Annotated in this window: 26 protein-coding genes and 1 tRNA gene; 12 read left to right on the top strand and 15 right to left on the bottom strand. The window is 57.0% G+C overall.

Translation table 11 applies throughout. The features are described 5' to 3' along the window. Nucleotides 1-184 precede the first annotated feature (184 nt). Nucleotides 185-261, top strand: a tRNA-Arg gene (locus VGP75_RS18765). Between the two features lie 12 nt (nt 262-273). On the opposite strand, the gene VGP75_RS18760 is transcribed toward VGP75_RS18765, so the two are convergent. Continuing rightward, complete coding sequence (locus VGP75_RS18760) at nt 274-909, bottom strand: DUF2238 domain-containing protein (protein ID WP_327545106.1); 636 nt, start codon at nt 907-909, stop codon at nt 274-276. Between the two features lie 52 nt (nt 910-961). Here VGP75_RS18760 and VGP75_RS18755 point away from each other — a divergent pair, with 52 nt between their 5' ends. Beyond that, nucleotides 962-1,654: an endonuclease/exonuclease/phosphatase family protein gene (locus VGP75_RS18755; RefSeq protein ID WP_327545105.1), complete on the top strand. Its 693-nt coding sequence runs from the start codon at nt 962-964 to the stop codon at nt 1,652-1,654. Nucleotides 1,655-1,669: 15 nt separating this feature from the next. On the opposite strand, the gene VGP75_RS18750 is transcribed toward VGP75_RS18755, so the two are convergent. Then, a complete protein-coding gene (locus VGP75_RS18750) occupies nt 1,670-2,509 on the bottom strand; it encodes a universal stress protein (RefSeq protein ID WP_327545104.1) in 840 nt (279 codons plus the stop codon). 229 nt (nt 2,510-2,738) lie between these two features. Continuing rightward, the gene (locus tag VGP75_RS18745) at nt 2,739-3,416 is read right to left on the bottom strand and encodes a helix-turn-helix domain-containing protein (protein ID WP_327545103.1); all 678 of its coding nucleotides are present in this window, start codon (nt 3,414-3,416) and stop codon (nt 2,739-2,741) included. Nucleotides 3,417-3,581: 165 nt separating this feature from the next. Between VGP75_RS18745 and VGP75_RS18740 the strand changes: the two genes are divergently transcribed. Then, entirely contained in the window at nt 3,582-4,352 is a 771-nt protein-coding gene (locus tag VGP75_RS18740; RefSeq protein WP_327545102.1) for a response regulator, read from the top strand. Here VGP75_RS18740 and VGP75_RS18735 read toward each other — a convergent pair. Then, the gene (locus VGP75_RS18735; protein WP_327545101.1) at nt 4,304-5,833 is read right to left on the bottom strand and encodes a PAS domain S-box protein; all 1,530 of its coding nucleotides are present in this window, start codon (nt 5,831-5,833) and stop codon (nt 4,304-4,306) included. The genes VGP75_RS18740 and VGP75_RS18735 overlap by 49 nt on opposite strands. Before the next feature lie 116 nt (nt 5,834-5,949). Between VGP75_RS18735 and VGP75_RS18730 the strand changes: the two genes are divergently transcribed. Further along, nucleotides 5,950-6,387, top strand: a complete 438-nt coding sequence (locus VGP75_RS18730; RefSeq protein ID WP_327545100.1) for a host attachment protein — start codon at nt 5,950-5,952, stop codon at nt 6,385-6,387. 114 nt (nt 6,388-6,501) lie between these two features. Next, nucleotides 6,502-6,864 carry a hypothetical protein gene (locus VGP75_RS18725; RefSeq protein WP_327545099.1) on the top strand — a complete coding sequence of 121 codons (363 nt, stop codon included), beginning with the start codon at nt 6,502-6,504 and terminating at the stop codon, nt 6,862-6,864. Between the two features lie 91 nt (nt 6,865-6,955). Here VGP75_RS18725 and VGP75_RS18720 read toward each other — a convergent pair whose 3' ends face one another. Further along, nucleotides 6,956-7,840, bottom strand: a complete 885-nt coding sequence (locus tag VGP75_RS18720; protein ID WP_327545108.1) for an MBL fold metallo-hydrolase — start codon at nt 7,838-7,840, stop codon at nt 6,956-6,958. A 72-nt stretch (nt 7,841-7,912) separates the two neighbouring features. Then, entirely contained in the window at nt 7,913-8,227 is a 315-nt protein-coding gene (locus VGP75_RS18715) for a TraR/DksA family transcriptional regulator (RefSeq protein ID WP_327545098.1), read from the bottom strand. Between the two features lie 165 nt (nt 8,228-8,392). Here VGP75_RS18715 and VGP75_RS18710 point away from each other — a divergent pair, with 165 nt between their 5' ends. Continuing rightward, nucleotides 8,393-8,821: a DUF2267 domain-containing protein gene (locus tag VGP75_RS18710; protein WP_327545097.1), complete on the top strand. Its 429-nt coding sequence runs from the start codon at nt 8,393-8,395 to the stop codon at nt 8,819-8,821. A gap of 20 nt (nt 8,822-8,841) precedes the next feature. Here VGP75_RS18710 and VGP75_RS18705 read toward each other — a convergent pair whose 3' ends face one another. From VGP75_RS18705 to VGP75_RS18690, 4 genes are read right to left on the bottom strand one after another with little or no spacing between them, the layout of a single operon-like run. Further along, a complete protein-coding gene (locus VGP75_RS18705) occupies nt 8,842-9,450 on the bottom strand; it encodes an ABC-type transport auxiliary lipoprotein family protein (RefSeq protein ID WP_327545096.1) in 609 nt (202 codons plus the stop codon). 5 nt (nt 9,451-9,455) lie between these two features. Continuing rightward, the gene (locus tag VGP75_RS18700) at nt 9,456-10,655 is read right to left on the bottom strand and encodes an MlaD family protein (protein WP_327545095.1); all 1,200 of its coding nucleotides are present in this window, start codon (nt 10,653-10,655) and stop codon (nt 9,456-9,458) included. Then, nucleotides 10,655-11,431 carry an ABC transporter ATP-binding protein gene (locus VGP75_RS18695; RefSeq protein ID WP_327545094.1) on the bottom strand — a complete coding sequence of 259 codons (777 nt, stop codon included), beginning with the start codon at nt 11,429-11,431 and terminating at the stop codon, nt 10,655-10,657. Before VGP75_RS18695 ends, VGP75_RS18700 begins: the two co-directional genes overlap by 1 nt. Then, complete coding sequence (locus VGP75_RS18690) at nt 11,431-12,558, bottom strand: ABC transporter permease (RefSeq protein WP_327545093.1); 1,128 nt, start codon at nt 12,556-12,558, stop codon at nt 11,431-11,433. The genes VGP75_RS18695 and VGP75_RS18690 overlap by 1 nt, the downstream gene beginning before the upstream one ends. Nucleotides 12,559-12,700: 142 nt before the next feature. Here VGP75_RS18690 and VGP75_RS18685 point away from each other — a divergent pair, with 142 nt between their 5' ends. Further along, on the top strand, nt 12,701-12,847 hold the full coding sequence (locus VGP75_RS18685) for a hypothetical protein (protein ID WP_181417076.1): 147 nt from the start codon (nt 12,701-12,703) through the stop codon (nt 12,845-12,847). 96 nt (nt 12,848-12,943) lie between these two features. Here VGP75_RS18685 and VGP75_RS18680 read toward each other — a convergent pair whose 3' ends face one another. The 3 genes from VGP75_RS18680 to VGP75_RS18670 form a co-directional block, all read right to left on the bottom strand. Further along, a complete protein-coding gene (locus VGP75_RS18680) occupies nt 12,944-14,083 on the bottom strand; it encodes a site-2 protease family protein (RefSeq protein WP_327545092.1) in 1,140 nt (379 codons plus the stop codon). Nucleotides 14,084-14,198: 115 nt separating this feature from the next. Next, the gene (locus VGP75_RS18675; protein ID WP_327545091.1) at nt 14,199-14,969 is read right to left on the bottom strand and encodes an SDR family oxidoreductase; all 771 of its coding nucleotides are present in this window, start codon (nt 14,967-14,969) and stop codon (nt 14,199-14,201) included. A 54-nt stretch (nt 14,970-15,023) separates the two neighbouring features. Further along, on the bottom strand, nt 15,024-15,233 hold the full coding sequence (locus VGP75_RS18670) for a YgaP family membrane protein (protein WP_327545090.1): 210 nt from the start codon (nt 15,231-15,233) through the stop codon (nt 15,024-15,026). A gap of 147 nt (nt 15,234-15,380) precedes the next feature. On the opposite strand from VGP75_RS18670, the gene VGP75_RS18665 reads away from it, so the two are divergent. The 3 genes from VGP75_RS18665 to VGP75_RS18655 are packed head-to-tail and all read left to right on the top strand — an operon-like array spanning nt 15,381 to nt 19,681. Then, entirely contained in the window at nt 15,381-16,100 is a 720-nt protein-coding gene (locus VGP75_RS18665; RefSeq protein WP_327545089.1) for an ABC transporter ATP-binding protein, read from the top strand. Continuing rightward, on the top strand, nt 16,100-18,463 hold the full coding sequence (locus VGP75_RS18660) for an ABC transporter permease (protein ID WP_327545107.1): 2,364 nt from the start codon (nt 16,100-16,102) through the stop codon (nt 18,461-18,463). The genes VGP75_RS18665 and VGP75_RS18660 overlap by 1 nt, the downstream gene beginning before the upstream one ends. Nucleotides 18,464-18,466: 3 nt before the next feature. Further along, on the top strand, nt 18,467-19,681 hold the full coding sequence (locus VGP75_RS18655) for an efflux RND transporter periplasmic adaptor subunit (RefSeq protein ID WP_327545088.1): 1,215 nt from the start codon (nt 18,467-18,469) through the stop codon (nt 19,679-19,681). 48 nt (nt 19,682-19,729) lie between these two features. Here the strand turns inward: VGP75_RS18655 and VGP75_RS18650 are convergent, their stop codons facing one another. Then, entirely contained in the window at nt 19,730-20,581 is an 852-nt protein-coding gene (locus tag VGP75_RS18650) for a universal stress protein (RefSeq protein WP_327545087.1), read from the bottom strand. Nucleotides 20,582-20,702: 121 nt separating this feature from the next. Between VGP75_RS18650 and VGP75_RS18645 the strand changes: the two genes are divergently transcribed. Further along, nucleotides 20,703-21,593 (top strand): DnaJ C-terminal domain-containing protein, encoded by an 891-nt coding sequence (locus VGP75_RS18645; RefSeq protein WP_327545086.1) that lies wholly within the window; start codon nt 20,703-20,705, stop codon nt 21,591-21,593. 4 nt (nt 21,594-21,597) lie between these two features. Beyond that, a complete protein-coding gene (locus tag VGP75_RS18640; RefSeq protein ID WP_327545085.1) occupies nt 21,598-21,903 on the top strand; it encodes a chaperone modulator CbpM in 306 nt (101 codons plus the stop codon). Between the two features lie 29 nt (nt 21,904-21,932). Here VGP75_RS18640 and VGP75_RS18635 read toward each other — a convergent pair. After that, nucleotides 21,933-22,450, bottom strand: a 518-nt coding sequence (locus tag VGP75_RS18635; protein ID WP_327545084.1) for a sugar phosphate nucleotidyltransferase, incomplete at its 5' end; no start/stop codon positions are given.

Here is a 22,450-nt window from a genome sequence, read left to right as displayed (position 1 = left end):
GGTCATTTCACTTACCCCGGATGCTTCGGAGACATCGCGCAAGGTCAGTGGGCGTCTTGGTTTGTTCGTCAAATGAAAAGTCCCGTGTGTGGTTTCTTCTATTGTTAGCGGCGCTTTGAGACAAAAGCCAGAACCGCATGACAGTTGACCAACTCAGCAAAGCGATGCATTCAACACTTCGAGTGGTCCCGTGGCTCAACTGGATAGAGCAGCCCCCTCCTAAGGGGCAGGTTGCAGGTTCGAATCCTGCCGGGGTCACCATTAGTCACGCGATTACCTGTGTTTGCGGAACAGCTTTTTGTTCAACGCCACGAAGTGGTCGATCGGCCATGTCCAGAATGACGGATCTTTGGCCCTTAGATAAACATACCCAAGCCAGCTGGCAAAAGCCGCGCCGATGACGTCGACAATCAGGTCGCCCATTGTGTCTTGTAGTCCTGATTTTTGCATGTTGAACCCGAACCATTGGTCCATCGCGAATTCGAAAATCTCCCAACAAACCCCGACAGTCACCGCCAAACCGAAAGCCATCAGACACATCGCCCAAGGCGGCGCAGCAAAGCGGTCACCCTCAAACATCATCAGCACAAAGATAAACCCGAGCAAGCCAAAGCCGATGGCGGATGAGCCATGCAGCGCAATATCCCACCACCAGAACCGCTCATAAAATTCGAACACCTCGCCCATGACGATTGAGGCGATCAAGAAAATCGTGATCGCAGCGACGAAAGGGACCGGCAGGGTGATATCGAGCCAATGGGCCAAGAAAAGCGGTGCCAAAGCCAATGCCAGTGTGGCAAGAGCTACAAATGTGAGCTCCCAGCGCCCCTCGAACGCTGCCGCTGCCGCTGCCAGAACCAAGAGGACCCAGAGGCCGCGCACCAGATATCCTTGTTGGCTAAGTTCCACTTTCACAGGTCCGACCTCTGTTTTGACGGCAGTTTATACTTATATCGAGCCTATGTCACACACCCACAACGATCGTCCCCTCCGGCTCGCAAGCTACAACATCCGCAAGGCACGCGGTCTTGACGGTCGTCGTGATCCGGGGCGCGTGCTGGACGTGATTAATGCGCTCGACGCGGATGTGATCACCCTGCAAGAGGCGGACCGCCGTCTTGGTGATCGACCTACAGCAGTGCCAAAGAACCTGATCGCACAGGCAACCGATTTTGATGTCGTTCCGCTGGCCGCCAATGATGTCAGCCTTGGCTGGCACGGCAACGCGGTTCTGATCCGGCGTGGTATTGCAGTGAAAACAGCCCGCCAGATTGCTTTGCCGGGTGCAGAGCCGCGTGGCGCTGTGTCGGTGACGCTAGAGAACGGCTTCACAATCGTTGGGGTGCATCTGGGATTGCTGCGCCAGTCCCGCCGCCGCCAATTGCGCGCTATCGTGGCAGGGTTAGGCCAGAGCGAAAAGGTGGCTATCATTGGCGATATGAACGAATGGGCTGTGACGCGCGGCTTTGAAGCGCTGGAAGAGGGCTTTGACCTGCATAGCCCCGGTCGAAGTTTTCACGCCGCCCGTCCGATTGCGGCACTGGACAGGCTGGCGCTGTCCAATGGTCTGACGCTGCGCGATGCAGGGGTCGACCAGAGCCCGCTTGCGCGGATGGCTTCGGACCATCTGCCGATCTGGGCGGATATTGCCTAGGGTCAGGACGCATACCTATTTCGAGAACATCACCGGCAACTTGGCATCGCGGAGCAGGTGCCGCGTCGCTGCGCCGATCACGAAATCATAGGCGCGCGAATGACCGAATGCGCCCGTGGCGATCATATCCGCGCCCATCTCAAAGGCCTCCTGTGCCAACACGTCAGGGACCGTTTCACCGTCTTTTTCCCGATGTACAATCTCGACACTGGGGCCATGCCGGCTGAGTGCGGCAGCAAGATCAATGGCGGTATGATCTGCCAGAGTGTTGCCGGGAGTTTTGCCGACACGCAGAACCCGCACACTGGCATCCGCACTGACCAACGTCATCATGTCATGCAGCGCCCGTGTCGCCTCGCGTGTATCGCTCCAGCCCAACAAGACAGTCTCGCCCAGTTTTTCGGCTGTGTAGCCGCGCGGGATTACAAGCACGGGGCGTCCGCTCTCTTTGATGACCCGCTCTTGCAGGTTATTGATGACGGGACGGTCTTCGCCATCATCCTCTTGCGCCATCACGATCAGATCGACAAAGCGGGCGTTGGCAATGATGCTGTCCGCCAAAAAGCCGCTCTCACTGTCGATTTGCCGCCATTCGGTTGGGAAATCCTCGGACTTTGAAAAGGTATCAAAGATGGCTTTGACCTCTTTGGCATGGGCCTTCTGGCTTGCCACAAATTTTCCAAAGGTCACTTCGGGGATATGCATCGCGATCCCTGGGTAAACCACCAAAGATTCCGTCACATAAAGCCCGATCACATGAGCATTGTCCCGCCGTGCAAGAACCGCTGCCGACCGCAAGAGTTCTGCCGCTGAGCCTGTGCTGGTCAGGCAAACCAGGATGGTGCGGATGGTCATGAGATATCCTCCAGTTCAGCTGTTGCATCCGGAATACCCGGCGCGACAGGTTACTCTCGTCAGTGAAGCGCATTGACGCGTCACACCCAGTTTAGCGGGGGCCGGGCAGAGCGGTTTTGACATTGCTCAATCAGAAGGGAAAACTGGCGGCGGCAGTTTTGACTGGCCCAAAAAAACCGAGGTCCGCGTGCATAAGCGCGGCCTCGGAAGTTTCGGGGGGAACTGGGGACTAGTCGCTGCCGCCCTGCGCAATCGCGCGCAAAGCGACGGGTTTAAGAATAACCACGGTATTCACATGGTCGATCGCAATGATCTGCGACTTGCGCAATTGCGTGAACGTGCGGCTGATGGTTTCCGTCGTCAGGCCCAGAAAATCCGCGATATCGGCCCGGGTCATGGGCAAGGCGATTTGTGTATACTCCCCAAGCGGTTCGCCTACGCGGGCGCTAAGCACCGTCAGGAAAGACGCCAGTTTCTCAATCGAGGATTTGCGGCCCAGCATCATGAAGTGGTCCTGCATCCCGCTGATCTCGCGCAAAGCAGCCCGCAGAAGGCGCAGATGCAGTTCAGGATCACCCTTGGCACTCTCAAGGTCTGATCGGCGGTGCACGTGCAATGTTGTCGGCACAAGCGCGTCGCAGTCTGTGTGATAGCGCCCATTGCTCGGGAAGCCGACGGTGTCGCCGGGATATCCAAAGGCGATGACCTGCCGTCGGCCATCTTCCATGATCCGGGTCAGACGTAAAACTCCGCTGGCAACTTCATAAATCAGGTCAGCGGGATCATCCTCAAGAAACAGATGTTTGCCCGGTTTGATCGTCACCGTCGCTTGTCTTGCTATGGATCGTTTACGGGATGGAATGACGATTACGTCGTCTTCGATGCTCGGCGAGGCGGTCACGTACATGGCAGCTTCCTTCTGTGCAATGCAGTAAACCTATCCCCCTTTCGTATCGTCCCTGCCGCCGTGGTCGTATCAAATTGTATCAATTTGTATCATCGCCACAAAACTGCTATGCTACTTTAAGCCGAGTCCTTACTTTCCATTTGTAGAAAGGAACGGAGGCCGTTCATGAAAAACGCTGTCATTCTGGTCGTCGACGACGACCCAAAGATCAGGACCTTGCTGCGCCGTTGCTTTGAAGGTGAGGGCAGCGAGGTGCGCGAGGCTGGCGATAAAGCGGCCACGCTTCAGGCGCTTGCTGAGGGTCAGGTTGATCTTGTGACGCTGGATCTTGATCTGGGTCCAGATGACGGTTTGGACGTGGCCAAGGCCATTCGCCAGACATCCTCTGTTCCGATCATTATGGTGACTGCAAAAAGTGACGTGATTGACCGTGTCGTCGGTCTCGAGATTGGTGCGGATGATTATATTTCAAAGCCGTTTCATCTGCGCGAAGTGGTTGCACGCGTCAAAACAATCCTGCGCCGGTCACGCCGCACGCCCAAGCCCACACTGACACCACCTGATAGCCCGTGTTGGGTATTCGACGACATGGTCGCCATGCCTGCAGAGATGAAACTGCTGGACCGTAACCATGACTTGGTCGATCTCACGAGTGGCGAATTTACGTTGTTAGAGGTCTTTTTGCGCCGCCCCAAGCGCGTGCTGTCGCGCGAACAACTGATGGATCTGACAGGCGGACAAAGCTATGCGCCGCTTGACCGCACCATCGACAACCAGATTGCCCGTCTGCGCAAAAAGATCGAACGCAACCCCGCATCACCGCGGTTAATCTCGACCATCCGCGGGATCGGATATTCGTTCACATGCGACGTCCGGGACTGTGAGAATCATCCACCATCGAATAGCGCCGAAAGCGCATTGGCCAGTTCCGACTGACGGTAGGGCTTGCGCAGGATTTGCAGATTTGTCTCGGTTTGCTTGGCGTTCAGGATATCTTCACCATAGCCTGACGTCAGCAAAATACGGATGTGAGGGTAGGTCGCCACAATGTGCCGCGCAAGCGCGAGTCCATCCAGCTCTCCCGGCATCACAACATCCGTAAACACCGCGTCTATCGTGTCTTTCTGACGCAATATTTCGGCTGCATCATCGCCAGAACCGCATTCATCAACGAAATAGCCCAGTTCCTTGAGCCGCGCGACAGTCAGACGGCGTACCTGAGGATTATCCTCAACCACCAAGACGGATTGCCCCTGCGCCGCATGGCGGCGGATGCTTCCTCCGGCGGTTTGGCGCATGACAGGGGCTTCACCCAAGATCGGGAAATACAGCGCGACCGTCGTTCCAAGGCCAATTTCGCTGTAGATCGCAACATGGCCACCGCATTGCCGCACAAAGCCATAAACCATCGCAAGCCCAAGTCCGGTTCCGCGCCCGATAGGTTTGGTCGTAAAGAACGGCTCGAACGCTTTTTGTTGCGTATCCGGCCCCATGCCGATGCCGGTATCGGTCACCGAAATCCGGACATAATGGCCCTGCGCCACATCAAGTTCCTGTGCCACATAAGTGTCATCTATCAGGACGGTCTCTGTCCGGATAATCAACTTGCCGCCATCAGGCATAGCGTCACGCGCGTTCAGCGCGATGTTGATCAGTGCTGATTGCAACTGCGTGGTATCCGTGAGGACAATCGGCAAGGGATCGCCGCGTTCAAAGCTGATGTCATACTGCGGATCAAAGGTGCGCCGGATCAGGACCGTGGCCGCATCACAGGCCTCATTCACGTCGATTGGATCGCAATGCGTGATTTTGGTGCGTGCAAATGCACTGATCCCCGCGGTCAGTTCGGCACCCAAATGCGCTGCCTCGGCCGCATCAGTCAGGATCGCCTTATTGTCCTCGCCGTCGATCCTTGCCTCCAACAGCTCAAGATTACCAATAATGACGGTCAGGATATTGCTGAAATCGTGACTGATTCCGCTGGTCATCTGGCCGATCGCATCGACGCGGGCAGAGCGCGCCAAGGCGTCCTCGGCTGCCTTGCGTCTGCTTAGGTCGTGCAGGATCGCGATAAAGTAGATCTGCCCGGCCTGCTCGGCTTTCCCGATGGACAAATGCAACGGAAAGGCGGTGCCATCGCGCCGCAGCCCTTCGACAGTACGCCCTAACCCGATAATCCGCGCGTTGCCGGTATCCAGATAGTTTTGCATAAAACCATTGTGCCGATCCGCGAGCGCTTGCGGCATCAGGATATTGACGCTTTCGCCAATCAATTCCGCAGGATCATGGCCAAAGAGGCGTCCGACGGCGGGATTAGCCTGTATGATTACGCCTTCAGCATTACTCACAAGAACCGCATCGGGCATTGCATCAAGCAGGGCCATGAACAAAAGCGCATCACGTTGGTCATCGCTCATCAGGGTCTGCCTTTCCACACGGAGTGTTCACGCAGAGTGACCCCCATTATTGAGAAAAATCAACCGCACCCAGCGCCGTGCCCATAAATTGCCCGAAACTCACGGGAGAAATGGCGATGAAACCACATAAAACATGGATCGTATTGGCGGATTCCAAACATGTGCGGATAGCTGTCAATGATGGCCCAGGAAAAGGGATCTACGGCCACAGCACCAAAGGGCTGGAAGCCCCGCCGATCACCGAACTATCCGATGCCCCTGGAATGACAAACGCACCCGTTGGACCAAACCGTGGCAACATCTCCGAGCCCGATCTGAAAGGGCTCGCGATGGCAGCTTTTGCCGATGACATTGTTTCCTATCTTGAGTCTGCGCTTGATCAAGACGAATTTGAGCGTCTTGTTCTTGTGGCCTCTCCCGCAATGCTGGGTATCCTGCGCAAGGCGCTGACGCCAAAAGTCAAATCTGCTTTGCGCGCCGAGGTGCCCAAAGACCTGACACATATCCCGCTGACTGAACTACCTAATCATCTGAGTGAAATCATGCTGGTTTAAGCAGTGATCCCGCGCCCATTTCAAGCGCGCGCGCTGTCAAAGTTGATACATGTCAACGCCGATTTCGTTGTGATGCGCTAAAATGCGTCCAGTAGAAAACAAGGGGAACAGATGATGCCGAAATCAGAAAATGAGACTGCCGCTGACGATACACTGCTCACAATGGGTAAGGCATGGATGAAACAATTCGAGGATGCGGGCCTCTATCCCTTGGGATTGATGCATACCGGATGGTTTGACAAGGTTGCCGAAATCAACAGCGAGGTTGCAAATTTTGTTGCGGACCGGATCCGCGAAGATGCCAAGACCCAAAGTGAGTTGTTGAAATGCAAGTCCGCCGAAGAATTGCAGAAAGTGCAGATGCGGTTCCTCGAAAAGACCTATGCTCAATACACCCTTGAGACAGGCAAGCTGATCAAGATGGGGATGGATATGATGCCGATCGTCGAAGGCCAGACCAAGCACACCCCCGTCTAGACGGCATTCGTAGCCAGCAGAGCGAAACTAACCCCGTCCGGATTGACTGGACGGGGTTGTTTCTTGGAACGATCACGCCACGTGCCCTCGGCTAGAGCTGGTTCAACGGCACTTTGAGCATCTCGTTGCCGTCCTGATCTCTCGGCACTTCGCCAGCGCGCATGTTCACCTGTAGCGACGGAATGATCAGTCGGGGCATATCCAGCGTTGCATCGCGTTCGGTGCGGAATTTGATGAACTCATCGCGCGTCTTGCCATGGCCGACATGGATATTATGGGCCTTTTCCTCGGCGACAGTGGTTTCCCACTTTATATCGCGGCCATTTGGGCCGTAGTCATGGCACATGAAAAGACGCATATCGTCAGGCAGGGCCAGCACCTTCTGGATACTGTCATAAAGCGTACCCGCGTCACCACCGGGGAAATCGGCGCGTGCGGACCCGCCATCAGGCATAAAGAGCGTGTCACCGACAAAACAGGCATCACCGATGACATGCACCATACAGGCAGGCGTATGCCCCGGCGTGGCAATGACAAAGGCCTGCATATTCCCGATCTGATAGGTGTCGCCTTCCTTGAACAAAGCATCAAACTGCGATCCGTCGCGCTGGAATTCCGTACCTGCGTTAAAGATCTTGCCAAAGGTGTCCTGCACCACTGTGATCTTCTCACCGACACCGATCTTGCCGCCCAGCTTCTCCTGGATATAGGGGGCCGCGCTCAGGTGGTCGGCGTGCACATGGGTCTCGATGATCCAGTCGAGCTTCAGGCTGCGCCGCTCGACTTCTGCGATCAGCGCATCGGCGCTGCCATAGGTCAGACGGCCCGCAGCATAGTCGATGTCCAGAACGCTATCAATAATCGCACAATGATCACCATCAGGTTCCGACACGACATAGCTGATCGTATTTGTCGCCTCGTCAAAGAAGGGCGACACATGGGGTTTGATCGTCATATCAACAGGATAAGTCATCAGTTTCTCCTCATAAATACATTATGAAATTTGAATATATAGATGGCTCAGCGCCTTCATTGATCGAAATCAATCCTATCCCATACATTTGCGGCAGGTGACGGCGTAGGGCACGGCATCCAGACGTTCCGGCGAAATGTCATCACCGCATTCAGCGCAAATGCCATAGGTGCCCTTTGCGATCCGTTTCAGCGCATCGTTCAAAAGCCTTACCTCTTTTTGATTGCTCAGGCCAAGGCTACTCAGGACTTCGTCGTCCTCAAGATCAATCGCCTGATCCTCAAGATCGGCAGGAAGGGGCTGATCAAGATCGTCAGAAATCTTCTGCATATGCGCGGTCAGCTCTGCAATCCGGCTTTCGATCTGTGCTTTGCGTTCTTCAAGAGCCACGTGCCTATCCTTCCATCGTTATAGGGTCGGGCACACGTCTTACGCCCCCAACCGAGACATCCCAGCTATGCCAGCTTCGCCTTCGGGGTGCTTTGATTTTGATCAATTCCGGCCCGGCGCCATGAGCTACCACTTGCCCAGGAACCTGATGGAAAGGAAAATGTGATGAGCCGGATGATCCACGTCTTTGAACGCACGACCCATGAGGCGCATGAATGGGTGAACGATCTGGCCGGACGCACCGGCTGGACCAACGAACGCGAAGTACTGCGCTTGCTGCGCACCGTATTGACCAAAGTTCGCGATCATCTTCCGGTCAATGAAATGGCACAGTTTTCAGCGCAGCTACCGATGCTTGTGCGCGGCATGTTCTTTGAAGGCTGGCAGCCAAAGCTGACGCCGGTTCAGGAACGTCACGCCGCGGATTTCATCGCGGCAGTTGATGCGCAGGTCGGCGATGTGATCGACTATCAGGGACCAAACGACATCAAAGCCGTCTTCAACGTCATCAATGCCCATATTTCGCGGGGCGAGGTGGAAGATGTCCGCGCGTGCCTGCCACAAGAGTTACGCGATTTGTGGCCCGCCCCCTAGGGCGACCGCCCTTGTTCGGTTCACCCCACCCGTGCGGCGACCCATGGCAGCGCCTGCGGCAAGAGCACTTCAAGCGCCTGCTGGAAGCTGCGTGCAATTGTATCGGCCTGATCATCGGGAACCGCTAAAGTCGTCGCAAACCGCTGTGTGCCCAACACCCGTTGGTCGCGGTCGCGCAATACAGTCAGCTCAAACGACACCTGCGCCACAAAACGACCATCCACTTGCCGATCAACCCCGAAGGCATCCATCCGCGTCAGGAGCACCGCATCAGGCAAAGGCCCCGCCCCTTGTGCGCCCACAAAGCCGATCTGCCCACTCGACGCAATTGACTGGATCAGGACCGTCTGGAACATCTTCGGCAGGGTATCGGCCCAGCGCGCATCAGGCAGGTAGGCTACAGAGAGCGGATCCTGCTTGATCAATATCCGGTCGGTGGCGATCGCGGCAGGGGCGCTTGGCTCAAGCACCAGAAGCGTCCGCGATGATCGCCTTGTCTGATCGGCGATGCTGACAGGCTGCAGGGCATAGGTATCTAGCGGCATGGCCGCGTCATTGAGTACTCCCAGTGCCGTGCAACCGGGCAAGGCAAGTGTCGCCAACGTAAAGGTCCGTCTTGTCAGGGTCATCGGTCTTACCTCCGGTATTCGGGAACGCGGTTATCCAGCACAAAGCCTGCGGGGTCCTGGTTGATGCGGCGTATAAGGTCGTTCAAGGCACGGACAGCGGCACGTGCTTCGCCGCCCAACGCGCCAAAGTCGCGCATACCGGGGCTGATGGCGGCAATCGCGCCGCGCGCTTCGGCAACGCCAGCGCGCAGATCAGCCATGATTGCGGGCACATCATCTGTCACGGTGGCGACAGTACTGGCCAAATCGGTCAGCGCGGCACGGGTCTCGGCCAAGGCGGGGCCAAGATCATCCACCATCAAACCATCCGCGCGCGCAAAAGCCTGATCAGCACTGGCAAGGGCAGTATCCGCATTGCCCAGCGTCGTGCGCAGATCATCGGCCAAAGGGGCGAAATCATCGATGACCAGCGTATTGATGGCTGCAATCGCGGCGTTGGCCTGATCAATGGCGGGGCCAAGATTTTCGATAGCCGTGTTCGCATTGTCAAAGGTTTCGGTGATGGTAGCAAAAGACCCGTCAGCGGCGTCCAGCGTCGCCCTTGCGCTGTTCCCCAACCCGTCGAATTCAGTGACAAAGCCTGTGACCTGCGCGGTCGCCGCGCGCAAGGTTTCGGAAATATCAGAGAAATCCGTCAGCGCCTGTTCCAGACCATCGGTGGCATTATCAACGTTTTCCAGAATACTGCGCACACGCTCCTGATTTTCCGTGCCCGTCAGTTGCTCAAGCTGCGAGACAATTCTGGACGCATCCGCGATCAGATCGGGCGCGCTGCTTACAAGTGACTGAAAGGTCGATTGCCGCGAGGGGATAATCGGTACCTCGTCTCCATCCAGCGGGATGACCGGCGCGCCGGGCGCGCCGCCTGACAGCGCAATATAGGCCACGCCGGTCACACCTTGGGATTCCAGCCGCGCGATTGTATCAACGGCTACCGGGGTAGTGGCGTCAATTTCCACCGCGACATAGGCTTTGCTGGGGTCGTTTTCCCAGATGCGGATGCCTGTCACTCTACCGACAGAAACCCCGTTGAACAGCACCTCTGCCGATTGATCGAGGCCAGACACATTGTCAAAAAGGACGCCATATTGCGCGTACTGCCTGTCGATCTGCACGCTGGCCAACCACAGGAAAAACCCCAGACCGCCCAAAATTCCCAGCAAAGTAAACAGGCCGATAATGATAAAATTCGCACGGGTTTCCATCAGATGGTTTCCTTTTGTGCCAAAGCGGCGCGGGCGCGCGGGCCTTTGAAGTACGCCTGCACCCAAGGGTGATCAACGTCCTGCATTTCCGCCATTGTCCCCGTGGCCAGCACGCGGCCTTCGGCCAGTACCGCGATACGGTCACAGATTGCATGCAAGCTATCAAGGTCATGTGTGACCAGAAACACCGTCAAACCCAATGCGCGGCGCAATTGCGCAATTAATTTATCAAAGGCCGCCGCGCCAATAGGGTCCAATCCCGCAGTCGGTTCATCCAAAAAAACAATCTCGGGATCAAGTGCTATCGCGCGCGCAAAACCGGCCCGCTTGCGCATCCCCCCGGAAAGTTCGGAAGGCATCTTTTGCAGCGCGTCATCTGGCAAACCCACCATGCGCACCTTGATCGCGGCCAGTGCCTCGCGGGTTTCTGGCGAAAGCGCAAGCTGTTCGCGCATGGGCGCCTCGACGTTTTGTTGCACATTCAGCGATGAAAACAGCGCGCCATCCTGAAACATCACACCCCAGCGGCGGCGCAGGCGGCGATAGTCCTCGGCACTGGTATCGCGGACGTTTTCGCCAAAGACGGTGATCTGCCCGTCAGCAGGTTTCAGCAGCCCCACGACGGCACGCAACAGCACCGATTTACCGGTCCCTGATCCGCCTACGATCCCGATGATCTCGCCCTGACGCACATCAAGATCAAGACCATCATGGACCGTATGCTTGCCAAAACGGGTGACAAGGCCGCGAACGCTGATGATAGGTGCCTCGTCCATCAAATCCCCAACACGGCGAAGAAGATGGAAAACAGCGCGTCTGCGGCGATGACAAGGAAGATCGCCAGCACTACAGAGGTCGAGGTCAGATGCCCCAAGGATTCGGCGTCGCCCTTAACCTGCATCCCTTCGAAGCAGCCCACAATGGCGATGATCAGCGCAAAGAACGGTGCTTTGATGAGCCCCACGAACAGGTGCTCAACACCGGTATTGCTGACCAATCTGGACTGGAACACGCCCGGAGACACGCCCAGTTCAATCCATGACATCAGCGCCCCGCCGATCAATCCCGCAAAATTGGCGATGATCCCCAGAACCGGCAACATGATCATCAGGGCGATCACGCGTGGCACGACCAAAACCTCAACCGGATCAAGCCCCAGAGTGCGCATTGCGTCGATCTCTTCGCGCATTTTCATCGAACCGATCGCGGCGGTAAACGCAGAACCGGACCGTCCCGCCACGATAATCGCTGTCAGCAGAATACCGAGCTCACGCAAGATCGAGATCGCGATCAGATCAACGACGAACACCTCCGCTCCGAATTGGCGCAATTGCGCTGCCCCCTGAAAAGCCAGCACGACACCGATCAAAAAGGCCATCAACGACACAATCGGGACGGCGTTCAGCCCCACCTGCTGCATGTGGTGCACAATGGCGGTCCACCTGATCCGCGCGGGCCGCACGATCAGCCCTGCAATCGTCACAACAACACGGCCAAGAAAACCAATAATCGCCATTGTCTTTTGAAATGCGCTGAAGGCAGACCGCCCCACCTGTTCGAGCCTGTCGGCGACCGATCTGTTCGGTGCAACGGGGACGTCAGTTTCAGGCATATTCTCGCGCAACGTCGCGATCAGATCGCTTTGCAGGGATGTCGCGCCGGTGATCTTTGGCATCCCGCCAGCGGCCTGCATCCGGCGTTCCAGCGTCACAACGGCCCATGCACCTGCTGTATCAAGCCGTGTGACACCGCTGAGATCAATCGTTTCCGCCTGACCCTGCTGTGCCAGCAGGCCTTCCACAGATCCGATCAGGAAATCCCCCTCCAGTACAAGGACACCATCCACAAAGTTCATTTGCGGGGCGTTGGTCTTGTCGGCTGGGCGCGATCCGCGAGTGTTCATTTCCACTTTCTATGTCGGCACGATCCAAGGCGTGTTGATCAAGGTCAAAGACCGCAATCACAAGTTGTTGATAAACATCAATCACCCACCTGCATCCGCAGCTAGTGTGCGCGCTGCAGACACATATGGAAAGAGGTCCATTATGAAACTTATGCCATTACTGATGATCTTGTTTCTGGCCAGTTGCGCACGGGAAGGAACCTACCCCCTTTCAGGTGAGGAATGCGGACCAGATGACCCTGTGCTGACCCTTGATGCCGCAGATTGCATGGCGCCAATCTCGGGTTAACGCCCGTCACTGCTGATCGCATTCGGCGCAATGCTTCTTCGTGGGCAGGGCGCTGATTGCGGTCAAGCGGGCGCGGCACGGCAAGGGCACTTGGCCCTAAATTGATTTTTGCTGGATAGCATCCTCAGCACGATGCAAATACCCGATCAGATTGGCCAAGGTGACCACGCCCAGCAGTTTGTGATCATCAACTACCATAAACTTGCGCACACCGGTCTGGGAAATCAGCTCCAGCAGCGCACGGACCGCCATATCCGGTCGGACCGTGACTGCAACATCAAGGCCGGCAAAGACATCACCAACGCGCGTATTGGTCCAATGATCGCGGTCAATGGCAGACAAAACATCTTTGTCGATCTGTCCGATCAACACGCCATCGGCAATAACCGGAACAAAGCTGACACGGTATTTCAACATCACCTGATTGACGAATTCCGACAGTGTCAGATCAGGAGAGACAACGATGGGATCTCTGATCATGACGGCGGAGACTGTCTTGCCTTCAAACGTGCTTTGCATCAACTGGTTCTGATATGCGGACCGTGCCGCAGCCAGCACAAAAAAACCGATCAGAATGTACCAAAGCCCTGAGGTTGCCGCGCCCAGAAAGACGGTGTAGGCCCCCAAGGCAATCAGGCCATAGGCCAGAATTTTGCCCGATGTCGCAGCGGTCCGTGTCGCGCTAAGCAGGTCGCCGCGCCGCGCCCAAAGATAGGCCCGCAAGACGCGGCCACCATCCATTGGAAATGCGGGCAGCATATTGAACACTGCAATCACGATGTTCACCGTGCCAAGATATGTCAGAACGCTCGGCAAGGCAGGAGAGATCATTACCGCCTGCGACACACCCGCCAACATCCAGAAGAGAACACCCAGAACAATGCTCATCGCGGGGCCGGCAATGGCGACGCGAAACTCGACCTTTGCAGAGGGCACTTCGGTCTCAAGCTCGGCCACACCTCCGAACAGGAACAGCGTGATCCCTTTGATCCGCACACCATAGCTACGGGCAACGACCGAATGGGCCAGCTCGTGCAACAACAGCGAGGCAAAGAACCCAAGCATCGCGAAGATGGCCAAGAACACATAGCTCGTGTCAGCCAAACCCGGGAGCACTAAAGGAAAGTACTGGGTCGCAAGCGACCATGTGATCAGAGCTGCAATCAAGAACCAGCTTGGGTCCAGCTTTATCTCAAAGCCGCCCACATTAAATAGCCTGATCGCGGATGTGAACATTCTGGAACCTCACCTTCATCGGCAACGTATCGCGCCCTTGGCGGGGCGCGATTGAGCAATGTCAAATAATCGGTTTTTGGGAAAAATCTTTAGCGCGCAAACTATGTATCTCGGACTATTGCGCCACATACCCGCCATCAATCGGGATTGCGGTACCCGTGATGAACCCCGCACGCGGCGAAGACAGCCATACGATCAGATCCGCTATTTCCTGAGGTGTTCCAATACGACCCATCGGATGCAGGGGCGCCATCATATCTGTTGAGGATTGCGCGCCCGACGTGGCCTGTTCTGCCAGAGAATCCAGCATTCTAGTATCGACGCCACCGGGGCAGACTGCATTTACCCTGATACCGGAGGTCGCGTATTCAAGTGCTACGTTCTTGGTCAGGCCGATCACACCGTGCTTGGAGGCGACATAGGGCGACAGCCCCGAAAAACCGATGAGTCCCGCAATTGAGGACAGGTTCACAATCGTACCGCCCCCCGTTTCAAGCATCGCGGCTATCTCGGCCTGTAAACACAGGAAGGTGCCTTTCAGGTTTACGCCGATAATCGCATCAAAGTTTTCCTCTGATTGCGCGGCAAACGGCGCAATCTTGCCCTCGATCCCCGCATTGTTCACCGCGCAATCAAGTCTGCCATAAGCCGCAACTGTCTTGGCGATCAGATCGGAAACATCCGCCTTCTTTGAGACGTCAGCCGCAACAAAAAGCGCTGTCCCGCCTGCTTTTTCAATCATTCTGACGGTCTCTGCCCCGCCCTCCTGATTGACGTCAGACACAACAACCTTTGCGCCCTCGGCGGCGAATGTCTTGGCCGTGGCGCGCCCGATCCCGGCCGCACCGCCAGTCACCAAGGCGACTTTATCTGTTACCAGTCCCATATTCGCTCTCCTTGAAACTGACGTCCTGCCTGAAAGCCCTGCCGCAAAGCCGCCTCAGGATTTCGTCGAAACGCCTATCAACCTGTAGAGCGGGCAGATGCCGAACACGGCAGTGGCGCCCAAAATGACACCGATTGCGATCATCAGATAGCTGAGGGTGGCGCTTGTACCTAGGCCCATGAAATTGATCAATGGTGCCGCAATCAGCGCCGCACCGATCACAAGACGGAACAGCCGGTCGATCCTACCTACATTCGAATACATATGACATTCCTTTGCGCATGCGGCGCGCCGGAACAGCCCGCCGTTTCCTGCGTTCATTCTAGGTTGGGCCCGGCTGCACCAATTGATTTTGATCAATGTTTTTTGGGGCAAGTCTTGGCAGTATCCCCCAAGTCAGGATCAAACCCTATGGGCCAAGAAGCACCAGAAATCGTCTTTCGGACCCAAGGTGTCACGAAGGTCTATCAGACCGGCGACGTGAAGGTATTTGCCCTCGCGGGTGTTGATCTTGAGCTCTACACAGGTGAAATGGCCGTCCTTCTGGGGCCGTCGGGCAGTGGCAAATCAACCTTGCTCAACATCCTTGGTGGTCTGGATCACGCGACGGCAGGGCGTGTCTGGTTTCGTGATACCGAGCTTACCGACATACCCGACCGCGCGCTGACCCGTTATCGGCGCGATCATGTGGGCTTTGTGTTCCAGTTCTACAATCTGGTGCCCAGCCTGACCGCGCGCGAAAACGTCCAGCTTGTCACCGATGTCTCGCCCGACCCGATGCCCGCCGAAGAGGCGCTGGCACTTGTCGGTCTGGCCAACCGGATGGACCATTTCCCCTCCGAAATGTCAGGCGGCGAACAACAGCGGGTCGCCATCGCCCGCGCCATTGCCAAACGCCCCGAGATTTTGCTTTGCGATGAACCGACAGGGGCGCTGGACAGTGCCACGGGTGTGCAGGTTCTGGAGGTCTTGCAGGACATCAACGCCCGATTTGGCACGACCACAGTCATCATCACCCATAACGCAGAAATCCAGCGCATGGCGCACCGGGTCATCCAGTTTGCCGACGGGAAAATCAGCAGCGTGCACACAAACGAAACGCGCCTTGCCCCCTCAGAGATCGTCTGGTGATGCAGGCGATTGACCGCAAACTGCTCCGCGATTTTTCGCGCCTCTGGAAACAGGCACTCGCCATCGCCCTGGTGCTGGCCTGCGGCGTGGCGATCCTGCTGACCGCCTTGGGGATGTACAAATCGCTCAGCGATACCCGCGACACCTATTACGAGCGCAACCGTTTTGCCGATGTCTTTAGCGCCGTACAGCGTGCACCAGAAAGACTGGTGACAGAACTTGCCGCGATTGAAGGGGTTTGGGCGGTTGAGACGCGCACCGTTGGCAGCGCCGTTCTGGATGTGCCCGGAAGCATGGTCAGCGTGACAGGGAAAATCCTGTCACTGCCGCCAGATGGCGCGCCACGGCTGAATGTGCCGCTTCTCAAATCAGGCCGTTTGCCCGATCCGACATCAACCGATGAGGTGATGGTCAACCACAATTTTGCGCTCGCCAACGGGTTTCAGCTTGGTGATTTCTTTTTTGCCAATCTCAACGGCCAGAAGCGGCAACTGACGATCACCGGCACGGCGCAATCGCCCGAGTTTATCTACACCATCGGTCCCGGTGCCTTGATGCCGGACAACGCTACTTTTGGCATTTTGTGGATGCCACAGGCGGCTGTGGCCGCTGCCTTTGATATGACGGGGGCGTTCAACGATGTCGCGCTGAAACTGAGCAAGGGCGCGCGCGAAGAAAACGTGATCGACGCTGTTGACCGGCTGCTTGAACCTTACGGATCATTGGGCGCTTACGGGCGGGATTTACAGGTCTCACACAGTTTCATCGACAGCGAAATACAACAGTTGCGCAATATGGCGACGGTGCTGCCACCGATCTTTTTCGGGATATCGGCATTTTTGGTCAGCATGGTCATGGGCCGGATCATTGCACTTGAACGCAGCCAGATCGGCCTGCTCAAGGCGGTGGGCTATTCCAACCTTGAGGTTTGTTTGCATTACCTGATGCTCGCGGTGCTGATTGCGGTGGTCGGGATAGGTATCGGCTGGCTTGTAGGTGGATGGCTGGCACGCCAGATGGCGTTGCTCTACGCCGAATATTTCGACTTTCCGTTCTTGATCTTCAGCACATCGCTTTGGGTCTATGCGGCCTCTGGCATGGCGGCAATGCTGACCACAACACTGGGGGCCACACAGGCCGCCATAAAGGCCGCGCGTCTTGCCCCCGCCATTGCGATGCAGCCCCCCGCACCACCGCAGTTCAAACGCTCGTGGATCGACCGCGCGATGGCGGCCATGCGTCTATCGCAACCGACGATCATGATCCTGCGGTCGTTGATCCGCTGGCCTGTGCGGAGCGGGCTGACGTTGCTGGGGCTTGCACTGGCGGTCTCGACCGTGGTGTCGCCCTCGTTTTTCACCTATTCCCTGAACAAGATTGTCGACAGCGCGTTTTATGAAAGCGCGCGACAGGATGGCATGCTGATCCTGTCGCATGACATGCCTGAAATTGTCCTGTCTACTGCCGCCGACCTGCCAGCGGTTTTGCAGGCAGAAGGGCAACAATATCACCCTGTGATCCTGAGTAACGGCAACCACGAAAAGCGGACGGTCATCCAAGCCGGCCGCCCCGACAGCGACCTCAGCCGCGTGATCGACAAGGACGGCAAGCAGATCGCCGTGCCGCCGGGCGGGGTGGTTTTGACCGAACGGCTTGCCGCGCAACTGGATATCGGGATCGGGGATACGGTTGATGCCAAATTCCTTGGAGGGCGGCAGGAAACGCACGCAGTCCGCGTGACCGATATCATCGCGCAGTACTTTGGTCTGGGCGCCTATATGGATCTGGAATACGTCAACGCGCTATTGCGGCAATCTCCGCGCATTTCCCTGATCAACGTGTCACTGGACGATACCGAGGTCATAGACCTGCACCGCAGGCTCAAGGAGATTCCCAGCCTCGCAGGCATCGTCATGATGACAGATACGCGGCGCTCTTTTTCCGAAACGATCGCGCAGAATATCGGCGTTGTGAATACGATCTATATCGTGATTGCCCTGCTCATCACCATCGGCGTGACCTACAACGGGGCCCGAATTCAACTGTCTGAACGATCCCGCGAACTGGCCAGCCTGCGCATCCTTGGCTTTACCCGCGCCGAGGTGTCCTACATCCTGATCGGTGAAACCATGTTGCTGTCGGTTCTGGCGCAGCCCTTGGGTTGGTGGATCGGGACGCTGATTACGGCCAGCATGTTCAACAGCTTTTCCAGCGACCTCTATAACATGCCGCTTGTCATACACCCGGCGATCTATGCCAAAGCCAGTTTTGTCGTTCTACTGGCCAGCTTTGGTTCTGTGATGCTGGTACGGCGCAGGCTGGACAAGCAAAACCTCGTTTCTGCCATGAAAGTAAGGGAGTAACCAATGTCCTGGAAACCGCGTACCATCGGATTGGTCGGCCTTGGCGCCGCACTCATGCTCGGGATGGGTTATGTCGCCCTGCAAGAAGACCCTGTGCCAGTGGATCTGCACACGATCACGCGCGGCCCTTTGGCGGTGACGATCAACGCCGATGGCGTCACACGGATCAAGGATATCTACGATGTATCCAGCCCCATCAACGGCACTGCGCTGCGTTCTCCTGTGGCCGTGGGTGACCGGGTGATCGGCGGACAGACCGTGATCGCCGTCGTCCAGCCCGCCACCCCGGGGTTACTGGACAGCCGCAGCCTGCTTCAGGCGCAAGCAACCGTGCAAGAAGCCGAGGCCGCGCTGCATGTCGCAGAGGCGGATCTGGCGCGCGCGCAAGAGGATCGCGCGCTGGCACAGACACAGTATGAAAGGACACAAACACTGGTCGAACGCGGCGTGGCCTCGCTCACGCGGTTGGAGGATGCGCTGCAAAAGCTTGCTGTCGCCCAAACCACGGTCGAGGCCGCCGAGGCGCGGATCAATATGGCCAACAGCACGCTGGCCCGCGCCGCCACGATGCTGCAAAGCCCGCAATCGGCGGCAGAGGTGGATGCAAGTTGCTGTCTTGAAATCTACGCTCCAGCTGATGGCGTGGTCCTGAGCATCGCAAGCATCAGCGAACACCCCGTCGCCACCGGTGCCCCGCTCTTGCGGATCGGCGATCCTGCCCAGCTTGAGATTGTGGCCGATCTGTTATCCTCTGACGCAGTGCGCCTTCAAACCGGCGCAAATGCCACCGTCGAGCGCTGGGGAGGTGATATCGCTCTTGCGGCAACGCTGGCCCGTATTTCACCGGCAGCAGAGACCAAGATTTCCGCGCTGGGAATAGACGAGCAACGTCTTGATGTGATTTTCGACATCACGACACCCGCTGCCGAAAGGGTGGGGTTGGGTGATGGTTTTGCTGTGTTTCTGCGCATCACGGAATGGCAGACAGATGATGCTGTCCAGGTTCCTCTGAGCGCGCTCTTCAAACGGCGCGGCGACTGGGCCGTGTTTCGTGCCGAAAACGGTATTGTCACAGAGCAAATCATCTCTATCGGGCGGCAGAATACGCAATTTGCGGAAGTTCTCGAAGGGCTGGACCGCGGAATGACCGTGGTGACCCACCCGAATGATCAACTGATGACAGGCGCAGAAATCATCCAGCGCAGCAGCCTTGAATAAAGGGCACTGCGGGTGATCGCGCAGTGCCCATGAACCAACGTTCAATCCTTAGTGGGACAACAGCACCGCGCAGTTTTGCTGTGCAATCATCGATTCAGTCGTGCCCCCAAAGAGCCGTTCGTTCCAACGGCTGCGTCCATATGCGCCCATCACAATAAGATCAGCCGTCTTTTCCTGCGCCCGGAACAGGATCGCCTCTGCAACAGATTTGCTGCCGGTGACGTATTCCTGCACCGTGACCGTGCACCCATGGTGGCTAAGCCACGTGGCCAGATCAGATCCAGGGTTTTCCCCGTCACCCCAGCGCGACGTGTCGGCATCAAAGGTTGCAATCGTGACCTCTTTGGCGGCTTTCAAGAATGGCAGGGCCGCGCGCACTGCACGTGCCGCCGGAAGGCTGCTATCCCACGCGAGCAGCACATTTTCAGGTGCGAGCGCTTTGCTGCCTTTCTCAACATTCAACATCAGCGGACCGGGTGCCTTGAAAAGCAGACCATAGACGATGTCATGGAAGGCCGTTTCATCATCCCGCAAGGAATTCATCACAATGCTGACATCGGCAAACAGCGACCGGACCGCGACAATATCGTGCAATGCCGTGGGTTCGGCGCAAAGCGTTGCAACCTCGCCTGTCAAACTCTCGCGTGTCAGATAGGCGCGCATTTCCTCTTGGCGGGCGGCAAGCCTTTCGTTCATTTCGTTACGCTCACCAAGCCATCCTTCGGGAATGACGGGTATCCCATAAGGGGTTGCGGCAATTGCATAGGTCATAATCGGCACCGCACCGACATGTAGCACACTAAGACGTCCACTATGCGCCTCGGCGGCATCAACGATAGACGCAAGATCAGCGGGTGTGCCGTCAGGGCCTTGCAGGGCAAAAAATGTGGCGTTTTTCATAGCGGACCTCTTGTTAAAGTTGCCTCACCCTAGGCCACACCGTCGAAGTAGGATTGAGATTAGTCAATCCGGAACTGCCCATCCCTGTGCATAAATACAGCAACGCAGGTGAGACGGTGAAATGGCTGATACAGAACTCTATAAGGCGCTCGGTGTTAGCCCCGACGCCTCGGCGGATGAGATCAAACGCGCCTACCGGAAGATGGCGCGCAAATATCATCCGGATGTAAATGCCTCGCCCGAAGCCGATGCAAAGTTCAAAGCGGCAGCAGCAGCCAATGATGTGCTCAGCGATCCGGAAAAGCGGGCGGCCTATGACCGCTTTGGCGCATCGTGGGACCAGCCACGACCAGAGCAGACCACCCGACAGGATGATCGCTGGCAAGGTGGCTTTGCCTTTGACGAACGCGATGTGAACCCTGACATGTTCCGTGATTTCTTTGGCGATCGGTTTGGCCGTGGAGACATGCCGCGCGACCAGCACGCAGCGATCGAAATCGCGCTTGAGGATGCGATCTCTGGCGCAAAAAAGACCCTGACGCTGCAGTCACCGCAGATCGACAGAACCGGCCATGTGACGATGCAAACCCGCCGGATTGATCTGACGATCCCAAAAGGTGTGTTGCCCGGCCAGAACCTTCGCCTGAAAGGCAAGGGCGCGGAGGGTGCCGACCTGTTGATCGAGGTCAGCTTTCGACCCCATCCCATCTATACAATCGACGGGCGCGATCTTTACGTGACCCTGCCCGTCACCCCGTGGGAGGCCGCGCTGGGTGGGAAAGTTCCCATGCCAACCCCGACAGGCACAGTTGACCTGACTATTCCGCCCGATGCGCGACAGGGCCAGAAGTTACGGCTAAAGGGCCGCGGGATGGCCGCCGCGCAAAAAGGCGACCTCTACGCGATCCTGCAAATCGTGAACCCGTCCAAACTCTCACCAGAGGCCCGTGACCTTTATCAGCAGTTGGCCAAGGCGCAGCCCTACAATCCCCGATCGAAACTAGGAGTATAGTGCAATGAAAAAAGCTAGTCCTCGCAGCACACATGTTGAAGTGATCGAAACGCTATCCTTGTCAGAACTGACGATGTTCTGCGACACAAATGCAGATTGGGTGGTCAAGCTTGTCGAACATGGTGTTGTCACACCAGTCGCAGAAGCGACACCCGAGTGGGAATTCGCACCCAAGCACATCGCCCGCGCCCGCAAAGCCGCACGCCTGATGCGTGATCTGGGGCTGAACGTGGCGGGCGTGGCCCTTGTTCTGGATCTGATTGAGGAACGCGACAGGCTTGCCCGCAGGCTGGCGATGATGGGGGGATAGGAAAGGCCCCGCATCAAGGCCGTCACTTGTCAGGCGGCCAAGGACGGATTGGCGGCGGCCAGATATTCGCTGAGCACCGCGTCATATTCGGGATCCTGTGACGCGATGTGCAGAACTGCGCGCAGCATCCCCGCCTTGGCGCCGCAATCGAAACGTTCGCCCGAGAAGCGCAAGCCTGCCAAGCCTACCGTGCCTGCGCCCGTATTGATCGCATCTGTCAGCTGGATTTCATTGCCAGCACCGGGCGGCTGGGTTGCCAGAACATCAAAGATCGACGGATCAAGCACATAGCGCCCGACAACCGCATCAAGCGATGGCGCATCTTCGGGTACCGGCTTTTCCACCATACCATCTGCTTTGAGCAGATTGGCGTCTTGTCCGGTGACCGACAGGATACCGTATTTACTGGTTTCTTCAGCCGCGACCGGCATTGTCGCTACCAGATGGCCGCTGGCGCCCGCCGCGTAAGCCTCGATCATTTCGCCAATGCAGCCTTTGCCGAGGATTAAATCATCAGGCAGGATCACAGCGACCGGGCCGGGCAAAA

This window comes from Yoonia sp. (assembly GCF_036007805.1).
Lineage (GTDB): Bacteria > Pseudomonadota > Alphaproteobacteria > Rhodobacterales > Rhodobacteraceae > Yoonia.
Note: the sequence above shows the minus strand (reverse complement) of the source record. Positions and strands in the feature narration are given on the sequence as shown.

What these genes read in the sequence shown, in the direction of transcription:
- VGP75_RS18660 (WP_327545107.1), top strand. Translation starts at nt 16,100, where the DNA reads ATGCAGGCGATTGACCGCAAACTGCTCCGCGATTTTTCGCGCCTCTGG.
- VGP75_RS18695 (WP_327545094.1), bottom strand. Translation starts at nt 11,431, where the DNA reads ATGGACGAGGCACCTATCATCAGCGTTCGCGGCCTTGTCACCCGTTTT.
- VGP75_RS18710 (WP_327545097.1), top strand. Translation starts at nt 8,393, where the DNA reads ATGAGCCGGATGATCCACGTCTTTGAACGCACGACCCATGAGGCGCAT.
- VGP75_RS18690 (WP_327545093.1), bottom strand. Translation starts at nt 12,558, where the DNA reads ATGAACACTCGCGGATCGCGCCCAGCCGACAAGACCAACGCCCCGCAA.
- VGP75_RS18735 (WP_327545101.1), bottom strand. Translation starts at nt 5,833, where the DNA reads ATGAGCGATGACCAACGTGATGCGCTTTTGTTCATGGCCCTGCTTGAT.
- VGP75_RS18675 (WP_327545091.1), bottom strand. Translation starts at nt 14,969, where the DNA reads ATGGGACTGGTAACAGATAAAGTCGCCTTGGTGACTGGCGGTGCGGCC.
- VGP75_RS18750 (WP_327545104.1), bottom strand. Translation starts at nt 2,509, where the DNA reads ATGACCATCCGCACCATCCTGGTTTGCCTGACCAGCACAGGCTCAGCG.
- VGP75_RS18705 (WP_327545096.1), bottom strand. Translation starts at nt 9,450, where the DNA reads ATGACCCTGACAAGACGGACCTTTACGTTGGCGACACTTGCCTTGCCC.
- VGP75_RS18655 (WP_327545088.1), top strand. Translation starts at nt 18,467, where the DNA reads ATGTCCTGGAAACCGCGTACCATCGGATTGGTCGGCCTTGGCGCCGCA.
- VGP75_RS18755 (WP_327545105.1), top strand. Translation starts at nt 962, where the DNA reads ATGTCACACACCCACAACGATCGTCCCCTCCGGCTCGCAAGCTACAAC.
- VGP75_RS18745 (WP_327545103.1), bottom strand. Translation starts at nt 3,416, where the DNA reads ATGTACGTGACCGCCTCGCCGAGCATCGAAGACGACGTAATCGTCATT.
- VGP75_RS18645 (WP_327545086.1), top strand. Translation starts at nt 20,703, where the DNA reads ATGGCTGATACAGAACTCTATAAGGCGCTCGGTGTTAGCCCCGACGCC.
- VGP75_RS18700 (WP_327545095.1), bottom strand. Translation starts at nt 10,655, where the DNA reads ATGGAAACCCGTGCGAATTTTATCATTATCGGCCTGTTTACTTTGCTG.
- VGP75_RS18725 (WP_327545099.1), top strand. Translation starts at nt 6,502, where the DNA reads ATGCCGAAATCAGAAAATGAGACTGCCGCTGACGATACACTGCTCACA.
- VGP75_RS18685 (WP_181417076.1), top strand. Translation starts at nt 12,701, where the DNA reads ATGAAACTTATGCCATTACTGATGATCTTGTTTCTGGCCAGTTGCGCA.
- VGP75_RS18665 (WP_327545089.1), top strand. Translation starts at nt 15,381, where the DNA reads ATGGGCCAAGAAGCACCAGAAATCGTCTTTCGGACCCAAGGTGTCACG.
- VGP75_RS18680 (WP_327545092.1), bottom strand. Translation starts at nt 14,083, where the DNA reads ATGTTCACATCCGCGATCAGGCTATTTAATGTGGGCGGCTTTGAGATA.
- VGP75_RS18670 (WP_327545090.1), bottom strand. Translation starts at nt 15,233, where the DNA reads ATGTATTCGAATGTAGGTAGGATCGACCGGCTGTTCCGTCTTGTGATC.
- VGP75_RS18730 (WP_327545100.1), top strand. Translation starts at nt 5,950, where the DNA reads ATGAAACCACATAAAACATGGATCGTATTGGCGGATTCCAAACATGTG.
- VGP75_RS18640 (WP_327545085.1), top strand. Translation starts at nt 21,598, where the DNA reads ATGAAAAAAGCTAGTCCTCGCAGCACACATGTTGAAGTGATCGAAACG.
- VGP75_RS18740 (WP_327545102.1), top strand. Translation starts at nt 3,582, where the DNA reads ATGAAAAACGCTGTCATTCTGGTCGTCGACGACGACCCAAAGATCAGG.
- VGP75_RS18650 (WP_327545087.1), bottom strand. Translation starts at nt 20,581, where the DNA reads ATGAAAAACGCCACATTTTTTGCCCTGCAAGGCCCTGACGGCACACCC.